General features: G+C 45.1%; 17 protein-coding genes and 1 tRNA gene. 6 read left to right on the forward strand and 12 right to left on the reverse strand.

Translation table 11 applies throughout. The features are described from left to right. The first annotated feature begins 1 nt into the window (after window position 1). The gene (gene lysS / locus AC2UZJ_RS00390; RefSeq protein WP_486948141.1) at window positions 2-1,525 is read left to right on the forward strand and encodes a lysine--tRNA ligase; all 1,524 of its coding nucleotides are present in this window, start codon (window positions 2-4) and stop codon (window positions 1,523-1,525) included. A 42-nt stretch (window positions 1,526-1,567) separates the two neighbouring features. Here the strand turns inward: lysS and iscA are convergent, their stop codons facing one another. The 5 genes from iscA to uvrB form a co-directional block, all read right to left on the reverse strand. Further along, window positions 1,568-1,891 (reverse strand): iron-sulfur cluster assembly protein IscA, encoded by a 324-nt coding sequence (gene iscA, locus AC2UZJ_RS00395; RefSeq protein WP_486948142.1) that lies wholly within the window; start codon window positions 1,889-1,891, stop codon window positions 1,568-1,570. A 16-nt stretch (window positions 1,892-1,907) separates the two neighbouring features. Then, window positions 1,908-2,315, reverse strand: a complete 408-nt coding sequence (locus AC2UZJ_RS00400; protein ID WP_486948143.1) for an iron-sulfur cluster assembly scaffold protein — start codon at window positions 2,313-2,315, stop codon at window positions 1,908-1,910. 2 nt (window positions 2,316-2,317) lie between these two features. After that, the gene (locus tag AC2UZJ_RS00405) at window positions 2,318-3,490 is read right to left on the reverse strand and encodes an IscS subfamily cysteine desulfurase (RefSeq protein ID WP_486948144.1); all 1,173 of its coding nucleotides are present in this window, start codon (window positions 3,488-3,490) and stop codon (window positions 2,318-2,320) included. A gap of 23 nt (window positions 3,491-3,513) precedes the next feature. Then, on the reverse strand, window positions 3,514-4,026 hold the full coding sequence (locus AC2UZJ_RS00410; protein WP_486948145.1) for a Fe-S cluster assembly transcription factor: 513 nt from the start codon (window positions 4,024-4,026) through the stop codon (window positions 3,514-3,516). A 129-nt stretch (window positions 4,027-4,155) separates the two neighbouring features. Further along, complete coding sequence (gene uvrB / locus AC2UZJ_RS00415; RefSeq protein ID WP_486948146.1) at window positions 4,156-6,183, reverse strand: excinuclease ABC subunit UvrB; 2,028 nt, start codon at window positions 6,181-6,183, stop codon at window positions 4,156-4,158. A gap of 88 nt (window positions 6,184-6,271) precedes the next feature. Between uvrB and AC2UZJ_RS00420 the strand changes: the two genes are divergently transcribed. Further along, the gene (locus AC2UZJ_RS00420; protein ID WP_486948147.1) at window positions 6,272-7,474 is read left to right on the forward strand and encodes an amino acid aminotransferase; all 1,203 of its coding nucleotides are present in this window, start codon (window positions 6,272-6,274) and stop codon (window positions 7,472-7,474) included. A 119-nt stretch (window positions 7,475-7,593) separates the two neighbouring features. Then, the gene (gene lexA, locus AC2UZJ_RS00425) at window positions 7,594-8,208 is read left to right on the forward strand and encodes a transcriptional repressor LexA (RefSeq protein ID WP_486948148.1); all 615 of its coding nucleotides are present in this window, start codon (window positions 7,594-7,596) and stop codon (window positions 8,206-8,208) included. Window positions 8,209-8,235: 27 nt separating this feature from the next. On the opposite strand, the gene lon is transcribed toward lexA, so the two are convergent. The 4 genes from lon to tig form a co-directional block, all read right to left on the reverse strand. After that, window positions 8,236-10,674, reverse strand: coding sequence for an endopeptidase La (gene lon, locus AC2UZJ_RS00430; RefSeq protein WP_486948149.1), 2,439 nt, complete (start codon window positions 10,672-10,674; stop codon window positions 8,236-8,238). A 135-nt stretch (window positions 10,675-10,809) separates the two neighbouring features. Next, on the reverse strand, window positions 10,810-12,105 hold the full coding sequence (clpX, locus tag AC2UZJ_RS00435) for an ATP-dependent Clp protease ATP-binding subunit ClpX (protein WP_486948150.1): 1,296 nt from the start codon (window positions 12,103-12,105) through the stop codon (window positions 10,810-10,812). Between the two features lie 94 nt (window positions 12,106-12,199). Continuing rightward, window positions 12,200-12,859, reverse strand: coding sequence for an ATP-dependent Clp endopeptidase proteolytic subunit ClpP (clpP, locus tag AC2UZJ_RS00440; RefSeq protein ID WP_486948151.1), 660 nt, complete (start codon window positions 12,857-12,859; stop codon window positions 12,200-12,202). Beyond that, a complete protein-coding gene (gene tig, locus AC2UZJ_RS00445) occupies window positions 12,859-14,166 on the reverse strand; it encodes a trigger factor (protein WP_486948152.1) in 1,308 nt (435 codons plus the stop codon). The genes clpP and tig overlap by 1 nt, the downstream gene beginning before the upstream one ends. Before the next feature lie 324 nt (window positions 14,167-14,490). On the opposite strand from tig, the gene AC2UZJ_RS00450 reads away from it, so the two are divergent. The 3 genes from AC2UZJ_RS00450 (at window position 14,491) to AC2UZJ_RS00460 (ending at window position 17,505) form a co-directional block, all read left to right on the forward strand. Continuing rightward, window positions 14,491-14,575, forward strand: a tRNA-Leu gene (locus AC2UZJ_RS00450). Between the two features lie 71 nt (window positions 14,576-14,646). Beyond that, a complete protein-coding gene (gene prmB, locus AC2UZJ_RS00455) occupies window positions 14,647-15,558 on the forward strand; it encodes a 50S ribosomal protein L3 N(5)-glutamine methyltransferase (RefSeq protein ID WP_486948153.1) in 912 nt (303 codons plus the stop codon). Window positions 15,559-15,579: 21 nt separating this feature from the next. Beyond that, entirely contained in the window at window positions 15,580-17,505 is a 1,926-nt protein-coding gene (locus tag AC2UZJ_RS00460; protein WP_486948154.1) for an ATP-binding cassette domain-containing protein, read from the forward strand. Here AC2UZJ_RS00460 and AC2UZJ_RS00465 read toward each other — a convergent pair. The 3 genes from AC2UZJ_RS00465 to AC2UZJ_RS00475 form a co-directional block, all read right to left on the reverse strand. After that, entirely contained in the window at window positions 17,502-19,781 is a 2,280-nt protein-coding gene (locus AC2UZJ_RS00465; protein ID WP_486948155.1) for a UvrD-helicase domain-containing protein, read from the reverse strand. The genes AC2UZJ_RS00460 and AC2UZJ_RS00465 overlap by 4 nt on opposite strands. After that, a complete protein-coding gene (locus AC2UZJ_RS00470) occupies window positions 19,778-20,989 on the reverse strand; it encodes a DesA family fatty acid desaturase (protein WP_486948156.1) in 1,212 nt (403 codons plus the stop codon). The genes AC2UZJ_RS00465 and AC2UZJ_RS00470 overlap by 4 nt, the downstream gene beginning before the upstream one ends. A 96-nt stretch (window positions 20,990-21,085) precedes the next feature. Beyond that, the gene (locus tag AC2UZJ_RS00475; protein WP_486948572.1) at window positions 21,086-22,318 is read right to left on the reverse strand and encodes an RsmB/NOP family class I SAM-dependent RNA methyltransferase; all 1,233 of its coding nucleotides are present in this window, start codon (window positions 22,316-22,318) and stop codon (window positions 21,086-21,088) included. Between the last annotated feature and the right edge of the window lie 93 nt (window positions 22,319-22,411).

Here is a 22,411-nt window from a genome sequence, read left to right on the forward strand (position 1 = left end):
CATGACTTCTACTCCTGAGTCAACTCCCGTTGACGAAAACCATCTCATTACCGAACGCCGCGCAAAACTTAACTTACTACGCGAATCCGGTAATGCTTATCCCAATGATTTCACCCCCAGCAATCAAGCAGCTGAATTACACCAGCTGTATGGTGAGCAAGACAAAGAAAGCTTAGCAGCCACACCCAGCATCGTTAGTGTGGCAGGTCGTATGATGCTCAAACGTGTGATGGGCCGCGCCAGCTTTGCTACCCTACAAGATAGCAGTGGCCGTATTCAGCTATATTTAGATAAAAAAACCTTAGGTGAAACGCTCTATGAGCAATTCAAGACCTGGGATATAGGTGATATTTTAGCTGTTAGCGGTGAGATGTTTAAAACCAATAAAGGCGAACTCTCAATTAAGGTCAGCGAGTTACGTATACTCGCCAAATCACTACGTCCCCTACCTGATAAATTTCATGGTTTAGCTGATCAAGAGCAGCGTTACAGGAACCGTTACGTAGATCTTATTATCAATGAAGAGACGCGTCATACCTTTTTAGCTCGCAGCAAAGTGATTAACAGCCTCAGAGAGCACATGGTGGAGGCGAACTTCTTGGAAGTAGAAACCCCCATGCTGCACCCCATCCCAGGGGGAGCCGCAGCCAAGCCTTTTGTAACGCACCATAATGCGCTGGATATGGAAATGTACTTACGCATTGCACCGGAGCTATATCTAAAGCGTTTAGTCGTGGGTGGTTTTGAGCGTGTATTTGAGATTAATCGTAATTTTCGTAACGAAGGCGTAAGCCCCCGTCATAACCCAGAATTTACTATGATGGAATTTTATGCGGCTTACACCAACCACCACTGGTTAATGGATTTCACCGAAAACTTGGTGCGTGATGCGGCGATTGCAGCCAGTGATACCGGCTCAGCTCATGTGCAATATCAAGAGCAAGATTTACGTTTAGATCAACCTTTTGATCGTTTAACCATAGTGGAAGCCATTCAAAAGTACTTCCCTCACTACAGCACCGAGCAGCTTCACGATACGGATTTTTTACGTGCCGAACTGAAAAACAAAAAAGTTGATGTGGATGCTCCGGCTTTTATGCATGCCGGTGTGGGCGCCCTACAACTCGCCCTTTTTGAAGAAACCGCTGAAGCCAAGTTATGGCATCCTACCTTTATTGTGGACTATCCGGTAGAGGTTTCACCCCTAGCTCGCGCTTCTGACGAAGACAACACGATTACTGAGCGTTTTGAACTGTTTATTACCGGCCGTGAAATTGCCAATGGTTTCTCAGAGTTGAATGACCCTGAAGATCAAGCGGCACGCTTTTTGGCACAAGTGGAGGCCAAAGATGCCGGTGACGAAGAAGCCATGTTTTATGATGAGGACTATATACGGGCACTAGAATACGGTATGCCACCCACAGGAGGATGCGGTATTGGCATAGATCGGTTGGTCATGTTGCTAACTGATAGCGCCAGTATTCGAGATGTGATTTTATTCCCGCATTTACGTAAAGCGGAGTAGAAAAAAGCCCGATTAATCGGGCTTTTTTTGGATTTTTAGTGATTAAACGGTAAAAGATTCACCGCAACCACAAGCAGCTTTGGCATTAGGGTTCGCGAACTTAAAGCCATAACTTAAGCCTTCCCGCTTATAGTCTACGCGTGTACCGTCCACAAAAGGCAAGCTACGTGGATCAACAAACACTTTAATGCCCTGATCTTCAAAAATATGATCAGCGTCCGTGCTCTCATCAACGTAATCCACCTGATACTCCATACCTGAACATCCTGTTAAACGTACACCTAAGCGCAGGCCTATGCCAGCACCACGTTTTTCAAGGTGCTTATTAATATGATCAGCTGCTTGAGGGGTAAGTGTAATAGACATAAAAAACCTCTTTAAATTATGAATGACTAGCGCTAGCTGATTGCCACGCTATGGTAATTTTCTCTAGCGCCTCGCTAGCTAACCAAGTGCAATGCATTTTTACCATAGGCAACTCAAGCTCTATGGCCAACTCTTGAGTATTAAAAGACTGCAATTGCCCTAAGTTTAAACCAATCAAACGCTCACATAAAACATCAGCCACGGCAATGCACGCTCCGCAGCCATACATTTGAAACTCAGCACTGATGATTTTTTCTGTTTGTGCATCTACACGCACAAAAAGGCTAAGCATCGCCCCTTGCTCTTGAGCGCCTACACTCACTTTATAATAAAAGGGCTGAGCACTGTCATCAAGCTCCATCTCCTTATAGGCATATTGTGTATGCATAAAACGAGACATAATAGCGTCCGAATAAGCGGCCATAATTAAGCCCCCCACACAGGTGATAATGCACGTAACCTATTTACCTGGGTAATGATCTCATCTAAAGCAATCACCACATCAGCTTCCGTACTTTGACGCCCTAAACTAATACGCAACGCACTATGCGCTAATTGATCATCACGCCCTAAGGCTGTAAGCACATAAGAAGGCTCTAAACTGGCTGAGCTACAGGCAGAGCCGCTCGATAATGCCAACCGCTGTAAAGACATCATTAAGGCCTCACCTTCTATGCCTGCAAAGCTAACATTCAAATTGTGAGGCACCCGCTGTGCGACCGAACCATTTAAATAAATTTGAGGTAGAGCCTCAGATAAACCTTGCCACAATTTTTTTTGTAACGCTGCAATACGTGCATTGTCTGCCGCCATTTCCGCTTTTGCTAATGCAAAAGCCTCGCCCATACCCACAATTTGATGGGTAGCTAAAGTGCCTGAGCGATGGCCACGCTCGTGGCCCCCACCATGAATCTGCGCTATGAGACGCACTCGCGGTTTACGCCGTACATACAAAGCGCCTATGCCTTTAGGCGCATACACTTTATGGCCAGAAAATGAGATTAAATCAATGGCTAAATCATTTACGTTTAATTCAATTTTACCAGCCGCCTGAGCAGCATCTACATGAAACAAAATATTATGTTCTGCACATAAATCGGCAATAGCAGAAAGATCCTGAATGACTCCAATCTCATTATTTACTGCCATAATGGAAATTAAAATCGTATCCGGGCGTATGGTGGCTTGGAGCTCATTAATGTCTATTAACCCCTCGGCATTCACATCTAAATAACTTACCTCAAAGCCTTGGGTCTGTAGGTATTCCATAGGGTCTAAAACCGCTTTGTGCTCTGTTTTAACCGTAATCAGATGCTTACCCTTATGAGCATAAGCTTGTGCGGCGCCTTTTATGGCTAGATTGTTTGACTCCGTAGCCCCGGAAGTCCAAACAATCTCACGCGGATGCGCTCCGATTAGATCCGCCACCTGAGCCCGTGCCTTTTCTACCGCCTCTTCAGCTGCCCAGCCGTAGGCGTGACTCGTAGAAGCCGGGTTACCAAAATTCATGGTTAACCATGGGAGCATTTGCTCTAAAACACGTTTGTCTATGGGGGTGGTGGCAGCGTAGTCCAAATAAACAGGATTGGATGTGGACAAGATAAACTCCAACTTTATATTGATTAGCTAGCAGCTGGGTAAGGGTTAAGGGGATGGGTTTTAGAAGCCGTACCATTTTGCTTTTGCTGTTTACGCACCGAAGCTTCTAGTTGACGCATACGCTGTTGATCAACTAAATCTTGTAACGATACAGAGTCTAGGTAATCCACCATCTTGCGACTTAAGGTAGCCCAAAGCTCATGCGTCATGCATTGGATACGATTTCCGTCTGCATCAATCTCGCAATCACCCTTACCGCCACACTTAGTAGCATCTAAAGGCTCATCCACTGCAAAAATAATATCAGCAACAGTAATGTGTCTAGCTAAACGCGCCAAGCTATAACCGCCCCCTGGGCCTCGTGTGCTATCAACTAACTCATGACGACGTAAGCGGCCAAATAGCTGCTCTAAATACGACAAGGAAATGCTTTGGCGCTCGCTAATTTTTGCTAAGGTAACCGGCCCGCTTTGCTGACGTAAAGCCAAGTCTATCATAGCTGTGACTGCAAAACGCCCTTTAGTAGTTAAACGCATAATCGGAATCCTTGAGTTAATTTGTTTATGTCGGCACAAGCACATAAAGCTATACCCGACTAATTTAGTCCAGTATAACAAATACCCATTAAATTAGTAAGGATTTGCGTGATTTATTCGTTAATTCCTTTATGCGAGTAACGCCTGCTCTTTAAGACGACGCAGCTGATCTCTGGTTTGTGCTGCTGCTTCAAACTCTAAGTTTTTAGCGTGGTCTAGCATTTGCTTCTCTAAGCGTTTTAGCTCACGTGCTAACGATTTCTCATCTTTGAGCACATCTAAAGAAATGTCTTCTAAGCTTTCAACAGCAGCTTGATGCGGGGCAATAATGCCATCAATTAATTCTCTAACCGCTTTATTAACACCACGTGCCACAATGCCGTGATCTATATTGAACTGTAATTGCTTTTCTCGTCTACGTTCCGTTTCATCCATGGCTTTACGCATGGACTCGGTAATACGATCTGCATATAGAATCGCATGGCCATGTAAATTTCGTGCAGCGCGACCTATGGTTTGTATCAAACTGCGCTCTGAGCGTAAGAAACCTTCTTTATCGGCATCCAAGATAGCCACCAAAGATACCTCAGGTATATCTAAGCCTTCACGCAATAAGTTAATACCTACCAACACATCAAACACACCTAGGCGCAAATCACGAATAATTTCCACGCGCTCAACAGTATCAATATCGGAATGCAAATAGCGCACTTTTACGCCATGCTCAGCCAAGAAATCACTCAAGTCTTCAGCCATGCGTTTGGTCAACGTAGTGATCAATACACGCTCTTGACGGGCTACCCGTTTATGAATCTCAGACAACACATCGTCCACTTGTGTAATGGCAGGACGCACCTCCACTTCGGGATCAACTAAGCCCGTAGGGCGCACCACTTGCTCAACCACTTGATCTGCATGACGTTGCTCATACGCTGCAGGCGTCGCAGACACAAACACAGTTTGCGACATACGCGCTTCAAACTCTTCCATTTTGAGTGGACGATTATCTAAAGCCGAGGGCAGCCTAAAACCAAACTCCACTAAAGTACTTTTGCGCGATCTATCCCCTTTATACATACCACCAATTTGCCCCATAGTGACGTGACTTTCATCAATAAACATAATGGCATTTTTAGGTAAATAATCAATTAACGTGGGGGGAGGATCGCCGGCTTTGCCGCCTGATAAATGACGCGAATAGTTTTCAATACCCTTACAAAAACCCAGCTCATGCATCATTTCCAAATCAAATCGGGTGCGTTGCTCTAAGCGCTGTGCTTCCGCAAGCATGCCTTGCTCTGTTAAGTGCGCTAAACGCTCCTTAAGCTCCTCTTTAATGGTTTCTACTGCGCGTAATACCGTCTCACGTGGTGTGACAAAATGAGAGCCGGGATAAACCGTAAAACGAGGCAACTCTTGTTGCACTTTACCGGTGAGCGGATCAAATAAGGCTAGCTCTTCAATTTCATCATCAAATAAGGTGACGCGTAAAGCTTGTTCAGCATTTTCCGCTGGGAAAACATCAATAATTTCACCTCGAGCTCTAAACATACCGCGCTCAAAATCCGTATCATTGCGCTCGTACTGCATAGAAACCAAACGCGCCAACAACTCTTGACGTCCTATTTCATCACCTACGCGCAAGGTGAGCACCATAGCATGATAATCCGCCGGGTTACCTATACCGTAAATACACGACACAGAGCCCACAATAATGGTGTCAGGACGTTCTAATAAGCTCTTAGTAGCAGATAAACGCATCTGCTCTATGTGCTCGTTAATGGAAGAATCTTTTTCTATGAATAAATCTCGTGAAGGCACATAGGCTTCCGGTTGATAATAATCATAGTAAGAAACAAAGTATTCAACGGCATTTTTAGGGAAAAACTCGCGCATCTCCGCATACAGCTGCGCAGCTAACGTTTTATTTGGCGCCAACACAATGGCTGGCCTGCCACTGCGTGCAATTACATTCGCCATGGTGAAGGTTTTACCAGAGCCTGTCACACCTAACAGGGTTTGGTACATCAGTCCATCTTCCAGTCCTTCTATCAATTGATCTATAGCTGCAGGCTGGTCGCCAGCAGGTGGATAAGGCTGAAATAATTGAAATGGACTATTCGGATATTGAACAAATTGCGGTGTAAAGGTTTGCATACTGCCCCCACATTAGTAGATACTTCTATTATCACATTAATTTTCGGGCATTTGCCCGCTTCTGTTTACCCCCTCTTATTATTCAACTATGACTTCCCTATTTAACAGCGTTAGCCAAGCGCCACGTGACCCAATTCTTGGCCTCAATGAACAATTCAATGCCGATTCCCGCGCTCACAAGGTCAATCTAGGTGTAGGCGTTTATTATAACGAGCAAGGCTCTATGCCTTTACTGCCGTCGGTAGCTACCGTAGAGCAACAACTAGCCGAGCAACCGGCTGCCCGAGGTTATTTACCCATAGATGGCATGAGTTCTTATAATTTAGGCGCTCAACATCTGCTCCTGGGTGCTGAGGCTGAAGCTATTGTTGCTGGTCGTGCTGTAACTATCCAAAGCTTAGGTGGCACTGGTGCCCTTAAAGTGGGTGCTAGCTTTTTGAAAACCTTAATTCCTAACGCCAAAGTGGCTATTAGCAATCCTAGCTGGGAAAACCACCGCGCGTTATTTGAAAATGCCGGCTTTGAAGTAGTTGAATACCCTTACTACAACCCCCATACCAAAGGCTTAGACCTAGAAGGTATGTTGCAAGCGTTAGAGCAACTGCCCGCTCAAAGCATTGTGGTGTTACATGCCTGCTGTCACAACCCCACAGGCATAGACCCAACCTTTGAACAATGGCAACAAATTGCCGACATACTAGTAGCTAAACAACATATTCCTTTTATGGATATTGCTTACCAAGGCTTTGGTGCAGGCTTAGAAGAAGATGCCGCAGCTGTACGTATGCTGGCGCAACGCCAAATCCCTATGCTAATTAGCTCTTCTTTTTCTAAATCCTTTGCTTTGTATGGTGAGCGCGTGGGTGCACTCACTGTGCTCACCACGGATGCCGAACAAAGCCCACGGGTATTAAGCCAGTTAAAACGTTTAGCACGCACTAATTACTCAAACCCTCCCACCCATGGGGCAAAAATCATCAGCACCATATTTAACAATCAACCGTTGCTACAACAATGGCAAGGTGAACTCCGCCATATGCGTGAACGCATTAAGCAGATGCGTCATCAGCTAGTAGCCAAACTTAAAGAGCACGGCGTAGAACAAAACATGGATTTTGTTCTAGAGCAAAATGGTATGTTTTCTTATTCAGGTCTCACACAACCTCAAGTGCAAAAACTGCGTGATGAAGATGCTATTTATATATTAGACACGGGACGCATCTGTGTAGCAGCGTTGAACGATACTAATATAGATACCGTAGCAGCGGCTATTGCTCGCGTATTACGTTAATACATCAAAAAAGAAAATAAAATCAAGGGAACTAAGACATAACGCCTTAATTCCCTTGATTTTTTTACACTTTTAACTGACAATTGGGCTGTATATAACTCCAGTCCAATAGGTGCTTTGTGAAACTTACCGCACGTCAACAACAAGTCTATGATTTAATCCGTACTGAAACTCAACGTACGGGCTTTCCTCCAACGCGCGCAGAGATAGCACGCATCTTTGGTTTTAAATCGGCTAATGCTGCTGAAGATCACCTTAAAGCACTTGCTCGCAAAGGCGCTATAGAATTAATAGCGGGTACTTCGCGCGGTATACGCCTTCTAATAGACTCAGAAGAAACGAATAAGCCTTCCTTGCCTATTATAGGTCGAGTAGCTGCGGGTAGCCCTATATTAGCCTCTGAACACATAGAACGAGAGATTGATATTGAGCCTTCTTTATTTAGCCAACCTGCTGACTACTTACTGCGTGTACGCGGCCTTAGTATGCGTGATGCTGGCATTTTAGAAGGCGACTTACTCGCCGTTAAAAAAACCTCTGAGGCGCGTCATGGGCAAATTGTAGTAGCTAGACTTGGTGATGAGGTTACCGTTAAGCGCTTACAACATATAGATAAAAAAATAGCGCTATTACCTGAAAACCCCGATTTTGAACCTATTATTATCACCTCTCAAGATGACTTCACTTTAGAAGGCATTGCAGTAGGACTGATTAGGGATCAGGCATTTCATTAATTATGGGGGCTAGGCCCCCATGATTAATTAATGCTTGGTCACACCCGCTTCACCTGCAGACACCTTAGCGGCTACGGCTTCAGCTGTAATGCGTGCTAATTCCTCATCAGACAATGGCACAGGCATATTTTCTAAAGCGACCTCTAAAACGCGATCTATCCAACGTACTGGAATAATCTCCAAGGTGTTTTTCACGTTATCAGGAATCTCAGCTAAGTCTTTGACGTTTTGCTCAGGGATCATCACGGTTTTAATACCACCGCGCTGTGCTGCCAACAACTTCTCTTTCAGACCACCAATTTCTAATACCTCACCACGCAAGGTAATCTCACCTGTCATGGCGACATCAGCACGTATAGGAATACCGGTTAAAGAAGACACTATAGCTGTGGTTATAGCAATACCGGCTGAAGGGCCATCTTTAGGAGTGGCGCCGTCTGGAAAGTGAACGTGTATATCTCGCTTCTCAAACACCGGATCAGCAATGCCCCACTGTTGCGCCCGTGCACGTACTACCGTACGAGCCGCTTCTACCGACTCCTTCATCACGTCACCAATAGAGCCTGTACGTTGTATTTGCCCTTTACCTGGTACGTCCGCAACTTCAATGGTGAGTAAATCACCACCTACTTCAGTCCAAGCTAAGCCCGTGACTTGGCCGACCTTGTTTTCAGTCAAAGCAACACCAAAGTCATAACGGCGTACACCCAAGTAATCATTAAGGTTTTCGCTATTGATCACAATCACATCGGCCTTCTCGCCTTTTTTCAGACCCAAGCTCAATGTTTCGTGTACCACTTTACGACACACTTTGCTGATTTCACGCTCTAAGGAACGAACACCTGCCTCACGTGTGTAGTAGCGCACAATATCGCGTACCGCTTCTTCTTCAATTTGCATTTCACCTTTTTTAACACCATTGTTTTTCATCAACTTTGGTATTAAATGCTTGAAAGCAATATTTACCTTTTCGTCCTCGGTATAACCCGATAAACGAATGACTTCCATACGGTCTAATAGTGCCGGCGGAATGTTTAAGGTATTACTAGTAGCCACGAACATCACATCAGACAGATCAAAATCCACCTCTAAGTAATGGTCTTGAAACGTGTGGTTTTGCTCAGGATCTAAGACCTCTAATAAGGCCGAAGACGGATCACCGCGGAAATCAGCTCCCATTTTGTCAATCTCATCTAACAGGAATAAGGGGTTACGTACACCCACTTTACCCATATTTTGGATGATTTTGCCTGGCATAGAACCAATATACGTACGACGGTGACCGCGAATTTCCGCCTCGTCACGCACACCACCCAAAGCCATACGAATGTACTTACGGTTAGTAGCTTTAGCTATAGACTGCCCAAGTGAGGTTTTACCTACACCCGGAGGCCCTACTAAACAAATAATAGGCGCTTTGAGCTTAGACACCCGCTGCTGTACGGCTAAGTACTCTACAATACGCTCTTTTACTTTTTCTAAACCGTGATGATCGGCATCTAGCACTTTTTGCGCATTATCTAATGAGTTATTAATGCGACTACGCTTGCGCCATGGTAAATCAATCAATGTGTCTAAGTAATTGCGTACTACTGTAGCCTCTGCCGACATAGGCGACATCATTTTCAGCTTTTTTAACTCAGCTTCAGCTTTTTTAAGTGCTTCTTTAGGCAACTTAGCATCCGCTAGACGCGTTTCAATTTCTTCAATTTCTGCGCCGTCTTCGCCATCACCCAGCTCTTTCTGAATGGCTTTAACTTGCTCGTTTAAGTAGTAATCACGCTGGCTTTTCTCCATTTGCTTTTTAACGCGACCACGAATGCGTTTTTCAACTTGGAGTATGTCAATCTCAGTCTCTAACTGCGCCAATAACGCTTCTAAACGTTCGACCACAGCCACAGACTCTAGCATGTGCTGCTTCTGCTCTAACTTAAGTGGTAGATGAGCGGCGACCGTATCGGCCAAACGACTCGCTTCGTCTATAGCACTCAATGATGTCAAAATCTCTTGTGGTATTTTTTTATTGAGTTTGACGTATTGTTCGAATTGCGCCACCACCGCACGGCGTAATGCCTCAGCCTCAGCGGGTGCTTCTTCAGCAGATTCCACTGCTATGGCTTGACCACTAAAGTGTGTTTCGTTATCAATAACTTGCTGTACCCGAGCACGCTCTACCCCTTCTACTAGCACTTTAACGGTGCCATCAGGGAGCTTTAGCATTTGTAAAATCGTAGCGGCACAGCCAATTTCATACATATCATCAACAGTGGGCTCGTCTTTACTTGCTGTTTTTTGAGCCACTAATAAGATAGTATTGCCCGACTCCATAGCCAACTCTAAGGCTTTGATGGAGCGAGACCGTCCAACAAATAGCGGAATCACCATATGCGGAAACACCACTACATCACGTAATGGCAATAAAGGGAGTTCCGTGGATTCCATAGATAAAATCTGGCTTGCAGACATAGTAATTTCCTTTTAATTACCTACAGACTAGAAGGGGAAGCAAGATCGCTTCCCCTTCTAGCTCTAGCTTCTGCATTACACATTGTGGCGATCTTGATTATTTCAAGTCTTTTTGAGTAAAAACAGGACTAATTGTTAGGCAACAGCATTATGAGGCGTAGCTGCGACTTGTTTTGTACCATCATTAAAAACTAATGTTGGTTTCGTTTTACCCTCTACAGCTTCTTTAGTTAGCACCACTTTACTAACATTTTCTAATGAGGGTAACTCATACATGGTGTCTAATAATGATTTTTCAACAATAGAACGTAAGCCACGCGCTCCGGTACGACGTGCAATAGCCGCTTGAGCTATAGCTTGTAAAGCCTCATCTTCGATTTCCAGCTCTACTTCCTCAAGCTCTAAGAGTTTTTGAAACTGTTTGACTAAAGCATTACGCGGTTCAGTTAATATACGAATTAGGGCTGACTCATCGAGCTCTTCTAAGGTAGTCACTACAGGTAGACGCCCCACTAATTCTGGTATTAAACCAAACTTAATAAGGTCCTCTGGCTCCACTTCTGAAAAAAGCTCTCCTACGCCACGCTCACTTTTTGCGCTTACATTCGCGCCAAAACCTATACCGGACTTTTCTGTACGGTTTTGAATCACTTTCTCTAAACCATCAAAGGCTCCACCCACTACAAAAAGAATATTAGTGGTATCCACTTGAATGAAGTCTTGATTTGGGTGTTTACGCCCACCTTGAGGAGGTACAGAAGCTACTGTACCTTCGATTATTTTTAATAACGCTTGCTGCACACCCTCTCCAGAGACGTCGCGAGTAATGGAAGGGTTGTCCGCTTTACGTGAAATTTTATCTATTTCATCAATATAGATAATAGCGTGCTGTGCTTTATCTACATCGTAATCGCAAGCTTGCAGTAATTTTTGTACGATGTTTTCAACGTCTTCACCCACATAACCGGCCTCAGTTAACGTGGTTGCATCTGCCATCACAAAAGGCACTTTAAGCATGCGGGCTAAGGTTTGAGCGAGTAAGGTTTTACCCGAACCCGTGGGACCTATGAGTAAAATATTACTCTTAGATAACTCTACCCCATCATCACCACCACCACTACCGGTATGTTGAATGCGTTTGTAATGATTGTAGACGGCCACCGCTAAGTTGCGCTTGGGTTGATCTTGACCAATCACGTAATCATCAAGAAAAGTTTTAATTTCTTGAGGTGTGGGTAATTTTGAGCCTAATAATTCCGTTGCGGTCTGCTCTTGATTTTCCTCAATGATCATTTCATTGCAAAGACTAATACACTCATTGCAAATATAGACCGCCCCAGGCCCTGAAATCAGCTTGGTGACCTCAGTTTGAGATTTATTACAAAAGGAGCAATGTAAGGCTTTATCATCGGCCGAATGTTTGTCGGACATAAATATATACAGTCATTAAAAGAGCGGCAAGCCGCAAATGGCAAATAAGGTAGCAACGGACTAATCAATACAAGATAAGCCCGCTGCCTCCCCTTTAAATATCGTCTGAACGATGTGTTAGCACCTTATCAATGATGCCATACGTCACGGCTTCATCCGAATCCATAAAACGATCACGTTCGGTATCTAACGCGATTTGATCAATGGTTTGGCCAGTTTTATCAGCCAAAATCTGATTAAGACGCTCACGCAGGCTTAAGATTTCCTTAGCTTGAATTTGAATATCTGACGCCTGACCTTGAGCACCACCAGACGGCTGGTGAATCATAATACGAGAATTAGGCAAGGCAAAACGCTTTTCTTTTTGACCAGCAGCCAATAAAAAAGCCCCCATACTTGCTGCCATCCCTGTGCACAAGGTCGCCACCTCAGGCTGGACAAACTGCATCGTATCAAAGATAGCCATACCCGCATATACTGAACCGCCAGGCGAGTTAATGTATAGCGAGATATCTTTCTCTGGGTTTTCCGACTCTAGGAATAATAACTGCGCCACAATTAAGTTAGCGGAGTGATCATGTACCGGCCCAACCAAAAAGATAATGCGCTCACGCAATAAGCGTGAATAAATATCATAAGAACGCTCTCCGCGGCCAGACTGCTCAACCACCATAGGAATGTAGCCTAAACCCGAAGGGGTTACAGACTGCCCACCGTGCATAGAAGCATAGAAGTCGATAAAACTAGACGACATTAGTTATTTCCCATTAATTGCTCAAAGTCTACGTCTTCATCGGTCACCTTGGCTGCAGCCACAACGTGGGCAACCACATTGTCTTCCAGCACAATAGCTTCGATTTCAGCGTGACGCTGAGGGTCAGATAAATAATAGCTGATGACTTGCTCAGGCTGCTCGTAATTTTGTGCAAACTCTTCGATGCGCTCACGAACTTGTTCTGGTGTAGCTTTTAGGTCAGCGCTTTCAACCAGTTCAGCAAGTAATAAACCTAAACGTACGCGACGCTCAGCTTCCTCTTGGAAAACCTCCTCAGGAATAGGCATATCATCAGCATTTGGTAAACCACGCTCTTTAAGCTCTTCACGCGCCATGGCTATACGATTTTTAACCTCGTTAGCAACCAAAGCTTTAGGTGCATCAAACTCAGTAGCAGCCAATAAAGCTTCCATCACACTGGCTTTAGTTTTAGCATCTACACGAGATTTGGCTTCACGCTCAATATTGGCACGTACATCAGCTAATAACGCTTCTATATCCCCTTCTGCTTGACCTAGCTCTTTAGCGAATTCGTCATTCAGCTCAGGTAACTGTGGCTCAGCAACTTCAGTGATTTTAATAGTGAACTCCGCTGTTTTACCAGCCACTTCTTCACTACCGTAATCTTCGGGGAAATCTAAGGTAAAGACTTTCTCTTCACCGGCTTTTAAGCCTGTAGCCGCCTCTTCAAACTCAGGCAACATACGGCCTTGGCCAAGTACGAAACTAAAGCCTTCAGCTGAACCACCTTCAAAGGCTACACCATCTATAGTACCAACAAAGTCAAGCGTAACACGATCTTCCTCTTGAGCGGCTCGGTCTTCACGGGCTTCGTAATTAGCACGTTGTTTACGTAGAATATCTATAGTGCGCTCTACATCCTCATCTCCTACCTCAATCTGGCTACGAGTCACCTCTAACTCAGACAGCTCAGGTAGTGTGATTTCAGGATAAACCTCAAACGTAGCACTAAACACCATAGAACCTTCTGGCGCGTCTTCTTTACCTTCTACTGAAGGTGCACCAGCAATACGTAGACCGCTTTTTTCAATGGCACTATCTAATGCTTTACCTAGCTCATTATTAATGGCGTCGTAGCGAATGCCAGCGCCGTGGCTACGCTCTACAATGGATAGCGGTGCTTTTCCTGGGCGAAAACCCTGGATTTTGGCAGTACGCGCTACACGTTTAAGTTGTGTCTGGACTTCTTTTTCGACATCAGCTGTGGAGATAGCCACATCGATGCGGCGCTCCAAACCGGACAGAATTTCAACCTCGGGCTGCATTAGAGACCTATATAAATGAATGGTTTAAAAAAATGTATTTTACCGTATATACCTATAGCTCTGGTAAAATATGTGTGAAAATATATGAATAGCTGTGAGTAGTATTTATAACACTCAACCATCACAAAGTATAAGAGTACCTGTGTTTTAACATGGCTTCAATCTCTACTTTCTTATTTCTTCGTGAAAAACAACTAGACAGCCATCCCATATTAGGTTAATATTATTTTTTTGCAGTAATACACTCGCAAAAAAGAAAACAACAGGTAAAAATATCTTTACAATATTATTTTATTGAATTATAATTTTATCTTTACGCACCAAGCGAACGTGGCGGAATTGGTAGACGCACCAGATTTAGGTTCTGGCGCCGAGAGGTGTGAGAGTTCGAGTCTCTCCGTTCGCACCAAAAAACAATCCTTTGTTAGCATCTATGCAGCAAGGGATTTTTTTTTCCCTTTTTCGGCTAGGATTCTACCTGTGGCAACCCTCCCTCCCCCTTATATAGATGCCGTTCATGAGCTACGCACCGTGCGTGACCTATTACGCTGGACTATGAGCCAGTTTAACCGCCATCAACTTCAATTTGGCCATGGCAGTGATAATGCCTGGGACGAAGCTATCTACCTGCTCTTACACAGCCTACACTTACCTTTAGATCAATTAGAGCCCTATTTAGATGCTGCCACCACGCAGACTGAACGCACTGATTTTATTCAATTAGTGCAACGCCGCTGCGAAGAACGCTTACCTGCAGCCTATATTACTGGTGAAGCGTGGCTCCAAGGTTTACGTTTTAGAGTTAGCCCAGACTGCATCGTCCCGCGCTCGCCTATTTCTGAGTTACTCAGCACACAATTGGCGCCTTGGGTAGAGGACCCTACTGCCATTAATGCGGTATTAGACGTATGTACGGGTTCAGGCTGTTTAGCCATTTTAGCAGCACTGACTTTCCCTCATGCCCAAGTTGATGGCGTGGACCTCTCTACCGCTGCTTTAAATATAGCCCAGCAAAACATTGCCGATTATGACTTAGAAGACCGCGTGCACGTACTTCACAGTGATTTATACACGGCAGTACAAGGTAAAAAGTACGATATTATTATCTCTAATCCACCTTATGTGAATGAAAGCTCTATGCAAGCGCTGCCTGCCGAGTACTTGCATGAGCCACGCATGGCCTTGGCGGGTGGTGATGATGGCATGGATCTAATACGCACTATTATAGCGCAAGCTGCTGAGCACCTGAATGATGAGGGTTTCTTACTCTTAGAAATAGGCCATGAGTACGCACACTTTTGCGCTGCCTTCCCTCACTTAGACCCCATGTGGCTCAGTACTGAAAATGCAGATGATCAAATACTGCTACTACATAAAACCCAATTAACCTAACTTACAAAGAAAGGATACTCCGTGATTCGCGCAACTGATCTGGGACTACGCCGTGGCGTTAAAGTTTTACTCCAAAATACGAGCTTCGTTATAAACCCCCAAGAGCGAGTAGGTATAGTAGGACGTAATGGCGCCGGTAAAACCAGTTTATTTGCGCTGATTCAGCACCAAATAGAACCTGACAGCGGACTACTTGATATGCCTGCACGTTGGCGTTTGGCCAGTGTAGAGCAAGAGATCACTGAAAGAGATAGACCTGCACGTGAATTTGTGATTGATGGCGACACGCATTTACGTGAACTACAGTCCCAGCGCGCCCAAACCTCAGACGACGATGGCAATGCCATTGCCGCCTTAGAAACGGCGCTGATTGAAGCCGATGCGTGGACGGCCCCCTCACGCGCTGAACAGTTATTGGCGGGCTTAGGCTTTAGGCCTGATCAGTGGCTGCAACCCGTAGGACAATTTTCAGGCGGCTGGCAAATGCGTATAGCTTTAGCTAGAGCGCTGATGGCTCCTTCAGATCTACTGCTGCTTGATGAACCCACCAACCACTTAGATTTAGATGCCATGCTCTGGCTAGAGCGTTGGTTACAATCTTACCCTGGCACCGTACTGATTATTTCGCATGATACCGAATTTTTAGATGCCACTACCACCCACATACTACATTTTGATCAGCAACAATTAATAAAATATCGTGGTAATTACAGCAACTTTTTAACCCAACGAGCGGAACGTTTGCGTCAAGACCAGTTTGCTTGGGAAAAGCAACAAAAAGAAGTGGCGCACCTACAAAGCTTTATTGATCGTTTTAAAGCCAAAGCCACCAAAGCCAAACAAGCTCAAAGCCGTGTTAAAGCTTTAGCTAGGATGCAAGAACTGGCCCCCGTACGTTTTGATGCCGAGGTACAATTCTCCCTCCCCACACCTGAGTCTATGCCTGACCCGCTACTGCGTCTAATACATACTGATTTAGGTTACAGTCAACCTGAAACTAAAACCATTCTACATAATGTAAACGTAGATGTACGTAGTGGCAGCCGCATTGGTATTTTAGGCATGAATGGTGCCGGTAAAAGTACCCTCATTAAAACCTTAGCAGGTGAAATCAACCCTTTAACAGGCGAGTTCCTCCCATCAGCACGCTTAGAAATTGGTTATTTTGCTCAGCATCAACTTGATATGATTGATGCCGAACTGAGCCCCATACAGCATTTGCAACGTATCGCTCCTGAAGTACGTGAACAGGAATTACGCAACTATTTGGGCCGCTTTGCTTTTAGTGGAGATATGGCAACAAACTCCACTGCTGGTTTTTCTGGTGGCGAAAAAGCTCGTTTAGCCTTGGCACTCGTGGTTTGGTTTAAGCCTAATCTATTATTATTGGATGAGCCCACCAACCATTTAGACGTAGAAACTCGCGAAGCCTTAGCCGCCGCGTTAGCTGAGTATGAAGGCAGTGTTTTAGTGGTATCACACGATAGACAGCTGCTACGCTCTACCGTTGATAACTTCTGGATAGTGGCTGACGGCGCTGTTTCTGAGTTTGACGGAGACCTTGAAGACTATCGCGATTGGTTACTCACTCGTGCAACTGCCATGCGTACCAGTAATAACAAGTCTTCTAATGTGCAAACTGAAGACAATGAACCGGTGATAGATCGTCGCACCCAGCGCCGTCTAGAAGCCGAGGCCAGACAAAAGACAGCCGTCTTACGCAGACCTTTAGAAAAGAAAGTAAACCAATTAGAAAAACAGATGGATCAGCAACGCGCCCGTCTGCATGAACTCGACGAACTCATGGCAGATCCAGAGTTTTATGGTGACAACTTTAAAGATGAACGCCCCGTGCTCTTAATGGAGCACGGGGAGCTCAGTAAAGCCTTAGAGGATAATGAAGAAAATTGGCTGGAGCTCCAAGAGCAAATTGAAGCCCTTGACTAACCGCCCGTAATAATATCCAGCTTAGCAATGCCTAAGGCCAAGGTCTTGGTACCGGCATCACGGAAATGAATTTGGGCTTGGGCTTCATTACCACTCCCACTTAATGTGAGCACCGTGCCTTCACCAAATTTAGCATGGTTCACGCCTTGGCCTATACGAAAATGCTGATCACCCACAATAACGCCGCTAGCTGCCATAGCAGGCGGCACTCCACCGTAGTTTTGCTTAGCCTTATCCCAAGACGCCCCGCCACGACCAAAACCACCTGTCCAAGAGCTGGCTACCACGGGAGCCGCTTGACGAGGAGTAAGCCATTTGAGGTTTTCATCAGGGAGCTCATCTAAAAACTGTGAACGCGTAGCATAACGTGTTTTACCGTGCAACATACGGCTTTGCGCTAAGGTTATATACACGCGTTTACGGCCACGCGTGAGAGCCACATACATTAAACGACGCTCTTCTTCTAAACCATCAAGCTCAGCTAAACTGTTTTCATGTGGAAATAAACCCTCTTCTAAGCCCGTAATAAACACCGCATCAAACTCTAGGCCTTTAGCTGCATGAATGGTCATCAACTGCACCGCCGCTTGACCAGCTTGCGCTTGATTATCACCGGCCTCTAAAGAAGCGTGCGTTAAAAAAGCACCTAATGGTGACATGGCCGCTAATACAGGGTTGCCCTGATCATCTATTTGCGCCTCAGTGCCTAGGCTAACAGGAAGACGTCCGGCCACTTCTTCAGCTAAGCCTTCTTCATTCACAAAAACCGCCGCAGCATTCACTAATTCTTGTAAGTTTTCTAAACGGTCTGCGCCTTCACGATCTTTTTTATAGTGGGCTAATAATCCGCTCTCATGCACTACGTGCTCTATAAGCTCAGGCAAGGGTAGCATTTGAGCTTGAGATGCCAACTGATTAATGAGAGCTACAAACTTACCTAAGTTTGTACCGGCCCGCCCTGTCATATAAGGTACGGCACGGTATAAGCTGCAATTATATTGACGTGCTAAATCACTGAGCTGCTCTAAAGAGCGTGCACCTATACCGCGTGTAGGAAAATTCACCACTCTCAACCAAGAGGTGTCATCGTGAGGATTATCTAATAAACGTAAATAGGCCAATGCATGTTTTATCTCTTGGCGCTCAAAAAAACGCTGGCCGCCATACACCTTATAAGGTAAACCACTACTAAATAAATGATGCTCTATAACGCGCGATTGGGCATTACTTCTGTATAGCACAGCGATTTCATCGTGAGCATAACCATCATTATTAATGAGCGCTTTAATTTCTTCTACTACCCATTGCCCCTCTAAAGCATCAGAGGGTTTTTCTACTACGCGTATACTTTCACCAGGACCTGCATCCGTCCAAAGTTTTTTACCTAGGCGTTCAGAATTATTGGCAATAAGCGCGTTAGCGGCGTCCAAAATATGGCCAGAGGAACGGTAATTTTGCTCCAGACGCACCACATTCCCTTTGGCATAATCGCGCTCAAAACTCTTCATATTACTAACATCAGCCCCACGAAATGCATAAATGGACTGATCATCATCACCTACGGCAAACATTTGACCACTATCACCAGCTAATAAAGTGAGCCACGCGTATTGCAAGGGATTAGTATCTTGAAACTCATCGATTAAAATATGCGAAAAACGCTGCTGATAATGCTGCCGTAAAGCCACGTTATTTTGTAATAACTCATATGCCCGCAGCAATAACTCAGCAAAATCCACCACGCCCTCGCGCTCGCATTGCATTTGATACAGCTGGTATATTTCTATTAATCGACGCGTATGCGGGTCGTAGGCTTCAATAAAAGCCGGACGTAAGCCTTGGTCTTTCTGATTATTAATGAAGCGCTGCACTTCACGCGGCACATATTTTTCATCGTCTATACCATTGCCTTTAATCAAACGCCTTATAGCAGCTAACTGATCCGCACTATCGAGTATTTGAAAACTTTGTACCAGTCCGGCATCTTGGTGGTGCAAGCGTAACAACCTATTACATAAGCCATGAAAAGTACCTACCCACATGCCACGCGTATCTATAGGCAGTAACGCATTAAGCCGCGCTAACATTTCACGCGCGGCTTTATTGGTGAAGGTAACGGCTAATAAGGCATAAGGACTAATGCCTTGCTGCATGAGCCAAGCCATCCGAGTGGTAAGTACCCGGGTTTTACCGCTACCCGCCCCCGCTAAAATTAGCGTGTGTTGGGCGGGCTGCGTAACGGCTTGTTGTTGCTGAGGATTTAAACCATTAATCATGCGTAACGGCGTAATCTCAAGGCAAATTGCTCTAGACTATCTATGCCGCTTTGTTGAGCACGTTGCACCCAAGCGCGTAAATCAGCCAATAACTGATCACTGCTAGCGCTAGAGCTTTCCCATAAACGAGCCAACTCAACCTGCATTTGTACTACGGTGGAGAGTTTACCTTCGTCATTTAGTACGGTTTGCAGCTGGGCACGCTGAGCATCATCTAAGACCTCATCGCCTCTACCAATCCAGTCTCTACAACGTTTTAGTAAAGACAACTTTTTATGATCTTCGGAAGATTTTGTGCTTAAGCGCGCAATTTCTTCAGAAGCCGTATGACGAATCACATCGGCGTAGCGCGCTAGAATTTCATAACGGTGGGTAATAACCCCCTGTAAGGTATCTAAGCTAATGTCTGCTGCAGCCGCTTTGTCAGCGGGGGCTAAACGTAACTTAGGTGCTACTTTTTTCACGTGCGCCAGTTTAAAGAAACGCAAGATGCTGATATAGACCCAACCTAAGTCAAACTCATACCACTTACTAGAAAACTTAGCTGAAGTTCCGTAAGCATGGTGGTTATTATGCAGTTCTTCACCACCAATAATAATACCCCACGGGAAGACATTAGTGCTGGTATCAGGACTGGCAAAGTTACGGTAACCAATGGCATGACCTATACCGTTTACTACTCCGGCTGCCCAGAACGGAATCCATGCCATTTGTACTGCCCAAACAGCAAAGCCCACTAGACCAAACAAGGCAAGATCAATACCTAACATGATCAAAATACCGAGGAAATTATGACGCGCATAAACATTACGCTCCATCCAGTCATCTGGGGTGCCGTGACCGAAGCGTTTTAATGTTTCCTCGTTTTTGGCTTCTTCACGATACAACTCAGCACCCCGAAAAAACACCATACCCAGACCAAAAACCACCGGGGAATGAGGATCACCTTCACGTTCGCAACGCGCGTGATGCTTACGGTGGATGGCGACCCATTCTTTGGTGATCATACCCGTGGTAAGCCACAACCAAAAACGGAAAAAGTGCATGGGAATGGGGTGCAAATCCAAACCTCGGTGCGCTTGGCTACGATGTAAAAACACCGTAACTGAAATAATGGTGACGTGCGTAACAGCCAATGTGAACAAAAGAATTTGCCACCATGACCACTGCATTAGCCCGCCGGCTAGAAAATTAAGTATATTTTGCATAGACCTTATTGAAAAGTGATCCATGTGAATTTACAACTAAAACCTATGGAACCTCGTATTATAGACATGCTGGATCTCAGGCTGTCTTGCGCCATATCAAATGGCCTCGGTTTTACGTTGCAGTACGGCCGCAAAGAAACCATCGGTATGATGATAATCTGGGCGGAGTTCTAAAAAGGGCCCTGACATGGATAATGTAGGACTACGTGTGGCTATTATAGGATTAATATCCATAAGCTCAAAATGGGGATGCTGCTCTAAAAACCAAGTGATTTGATTTTGATTCTCTGTAGGCAACATACTACAAGTAGCATAAACCAAACGGCCGCCGGGCGCGACACATTTCGCAGCCCGTTGCAAAATGTCACGTTGTATACCCACATAATAATCAATGGTTTCTGGGTGCTGTCGCCACTTTAAATCCGGGTTTCTACGTAAGGTACCAGTACCGGTACACGGTGCATCAACCAATACACGTTGTGCTTTGCCTTGCAAACGTTTAACACGGGTGTCATTTTCTTCGTTAATCACTACAGAAACCACATTAGATAACCCACTGCGTGCAAAACGCGGTTTGGCTCTAGCAAGGCGTGCCGCTGAAGTATCAAAGGCATACAAACGGCCCGTAGAGCGCATTAAAGCACCTATTAACAAGGTTTTCCCACCCGCTCCGGCACAGAAATCAATAATCATTTCACCACGCTTAGGTGCCACTAGAGCGGCTAACAACTGGCTGCCTTCATCTTGGATTTCAATTTGACCTTTTTCAAACTGTGGCCAATTAACAATGTAAGGTCTACCCAGTAAACGAATGCCCCATGGTGAGTAAGGGGTGGCTTCCGGCTTAAAGCGAGCCGTCTCCCGTTCTTCTTTTAATTCGGCAAGTATTTGATCACGATCCGCTTTAAAAGAATTGACGCGTAAATCCAACGGTGCTTCGGTATTTAAGGCTTGAGCTAGCTGCTCTGCATCAGGCATTTGTTGTATTTGCTCAGCTAACCAATCGGGCAAACTATAACGCTGAGCGAATGGCATTTCTAACTGATCAAGATTTTGCACGTGATCTAGCCACGCTTGCTCGCCTTCGTCTAACGCGGGTCGTATATTTTTATCCCAGGTGTTTAATAAACCCAGAATTGCTAAACGCCGCGACCCCGAACCCACGCCACTTTCTGCCAAGTATCGGTACTTACGTAAATGACGTAACACATCAAAAACCGCATTAGTGGTTTCCGCTCTGTCACGACCGCCCATGTTTTTTTGCTTACGCATCCACTGAGAAAGTACGGAATCTGCCGGGTATTGCCATTGCATAATTTGACCCAACACCTCCGCTACTTGATTAATTCGACGTGAAAACAAGGAAGTGGGCGTAGTAGTGTTATTACTACTAGCTGTGTGTTTGCGCTTTGAGCGATTTTT

Source organism: Paenalcaligenes sp. DL 309 (assembly GCF_057475285.1).

What these genes read in the sequence shown, in the direction of transcription:
- lysS (WP_486948141.1), top strand. Translation starts at nt 2, where the DNA reads ATGACTTCTACTCCTGAGTCAACTCCCGTTGACGAAAACCATCTCATT.
- iscA (WP_486948142.1), bottom strand. Translation starts at nt 1,891, where the DNA reads ATGTCTATTACACTTACCCCTCAAGCAGCTGATCATATTAATAAGCAC.
- AC2UZJ_RS00400 (WP_486948143.1), bottom strand. Translation starts at nt 2,315, where the DNA reads ATGGCCGCTTATTCGGACGCTATTATGTCTCGTTTTATGCATACACAA.
- AC2UZJ_RS00410 (WP_486948145.1), bottom strand. Translation starts at nt 4,026, where the DNA reads ATGCGTTTAACTACTAAAGGGCGTTTTGCAGTCACAGCTATGATAGAC.
- uvrB (WP_486948146.1), bottom strand. Translation starts at nt 6,183, where the DNA reads ATGCAAACCTTTACACCGCAATTTGTTCAATATCCGAATAGTCCATTT.
- AC2UZJ_RS00420 (WP_486948147.1), top strand. Translation starts at nt 6,272, where the DNA reads ATGACTTCCCTATTTAACAGCGTTAGCCAAGCGCCACGTGACCCAATT.
- lon (WP_486948149.1), bottom strand. Translation starts at nt 10,674, where the DNA reads ATGTCTGCAAGCCAGATTTTATCTATGGAATCCACGGAACTCCCTTTA.
- clpX (WP_486948150.1), bottom strand. Translation starts at nt 12,105, where the DNA reads ATGTCCGACAAACATTCGGCCGATGATAAAGCCTTACATTGCTCCTTT.
- clpP (WP_486948151.1), bottom strand. Translation starts at nt 12,859, where the DNA reads ATGTCGTCTAGTTTTATCGACTTCTATGCTTCTATGCACGGTGGGCAG.
- tig (WP_486948152.1), bottom strand. Translation starts at nt 14,166, where the DNA reads ATGCAGCCCGAGGTTGAAATTCTGTCCGGTTTGGAGCGCCGCATCGAT.
- AC2UZJ_RS00465 (WP_486948155.1), bottom strand. Translation starts at nt 19,781, where the DNA reads ATGATTAATGGTTTAAATCCTCAGCAACAACAAGCCGTTACGCAGCCC.
- AC2UZJ_RS00470 (WP_486948156.1), bottom strand. Translation starts at nt 20,989, where the DNA reads ATGCAAAATATACTTAATTTTCTAGCCGGCGGGCTAATGCAGTGGTCA.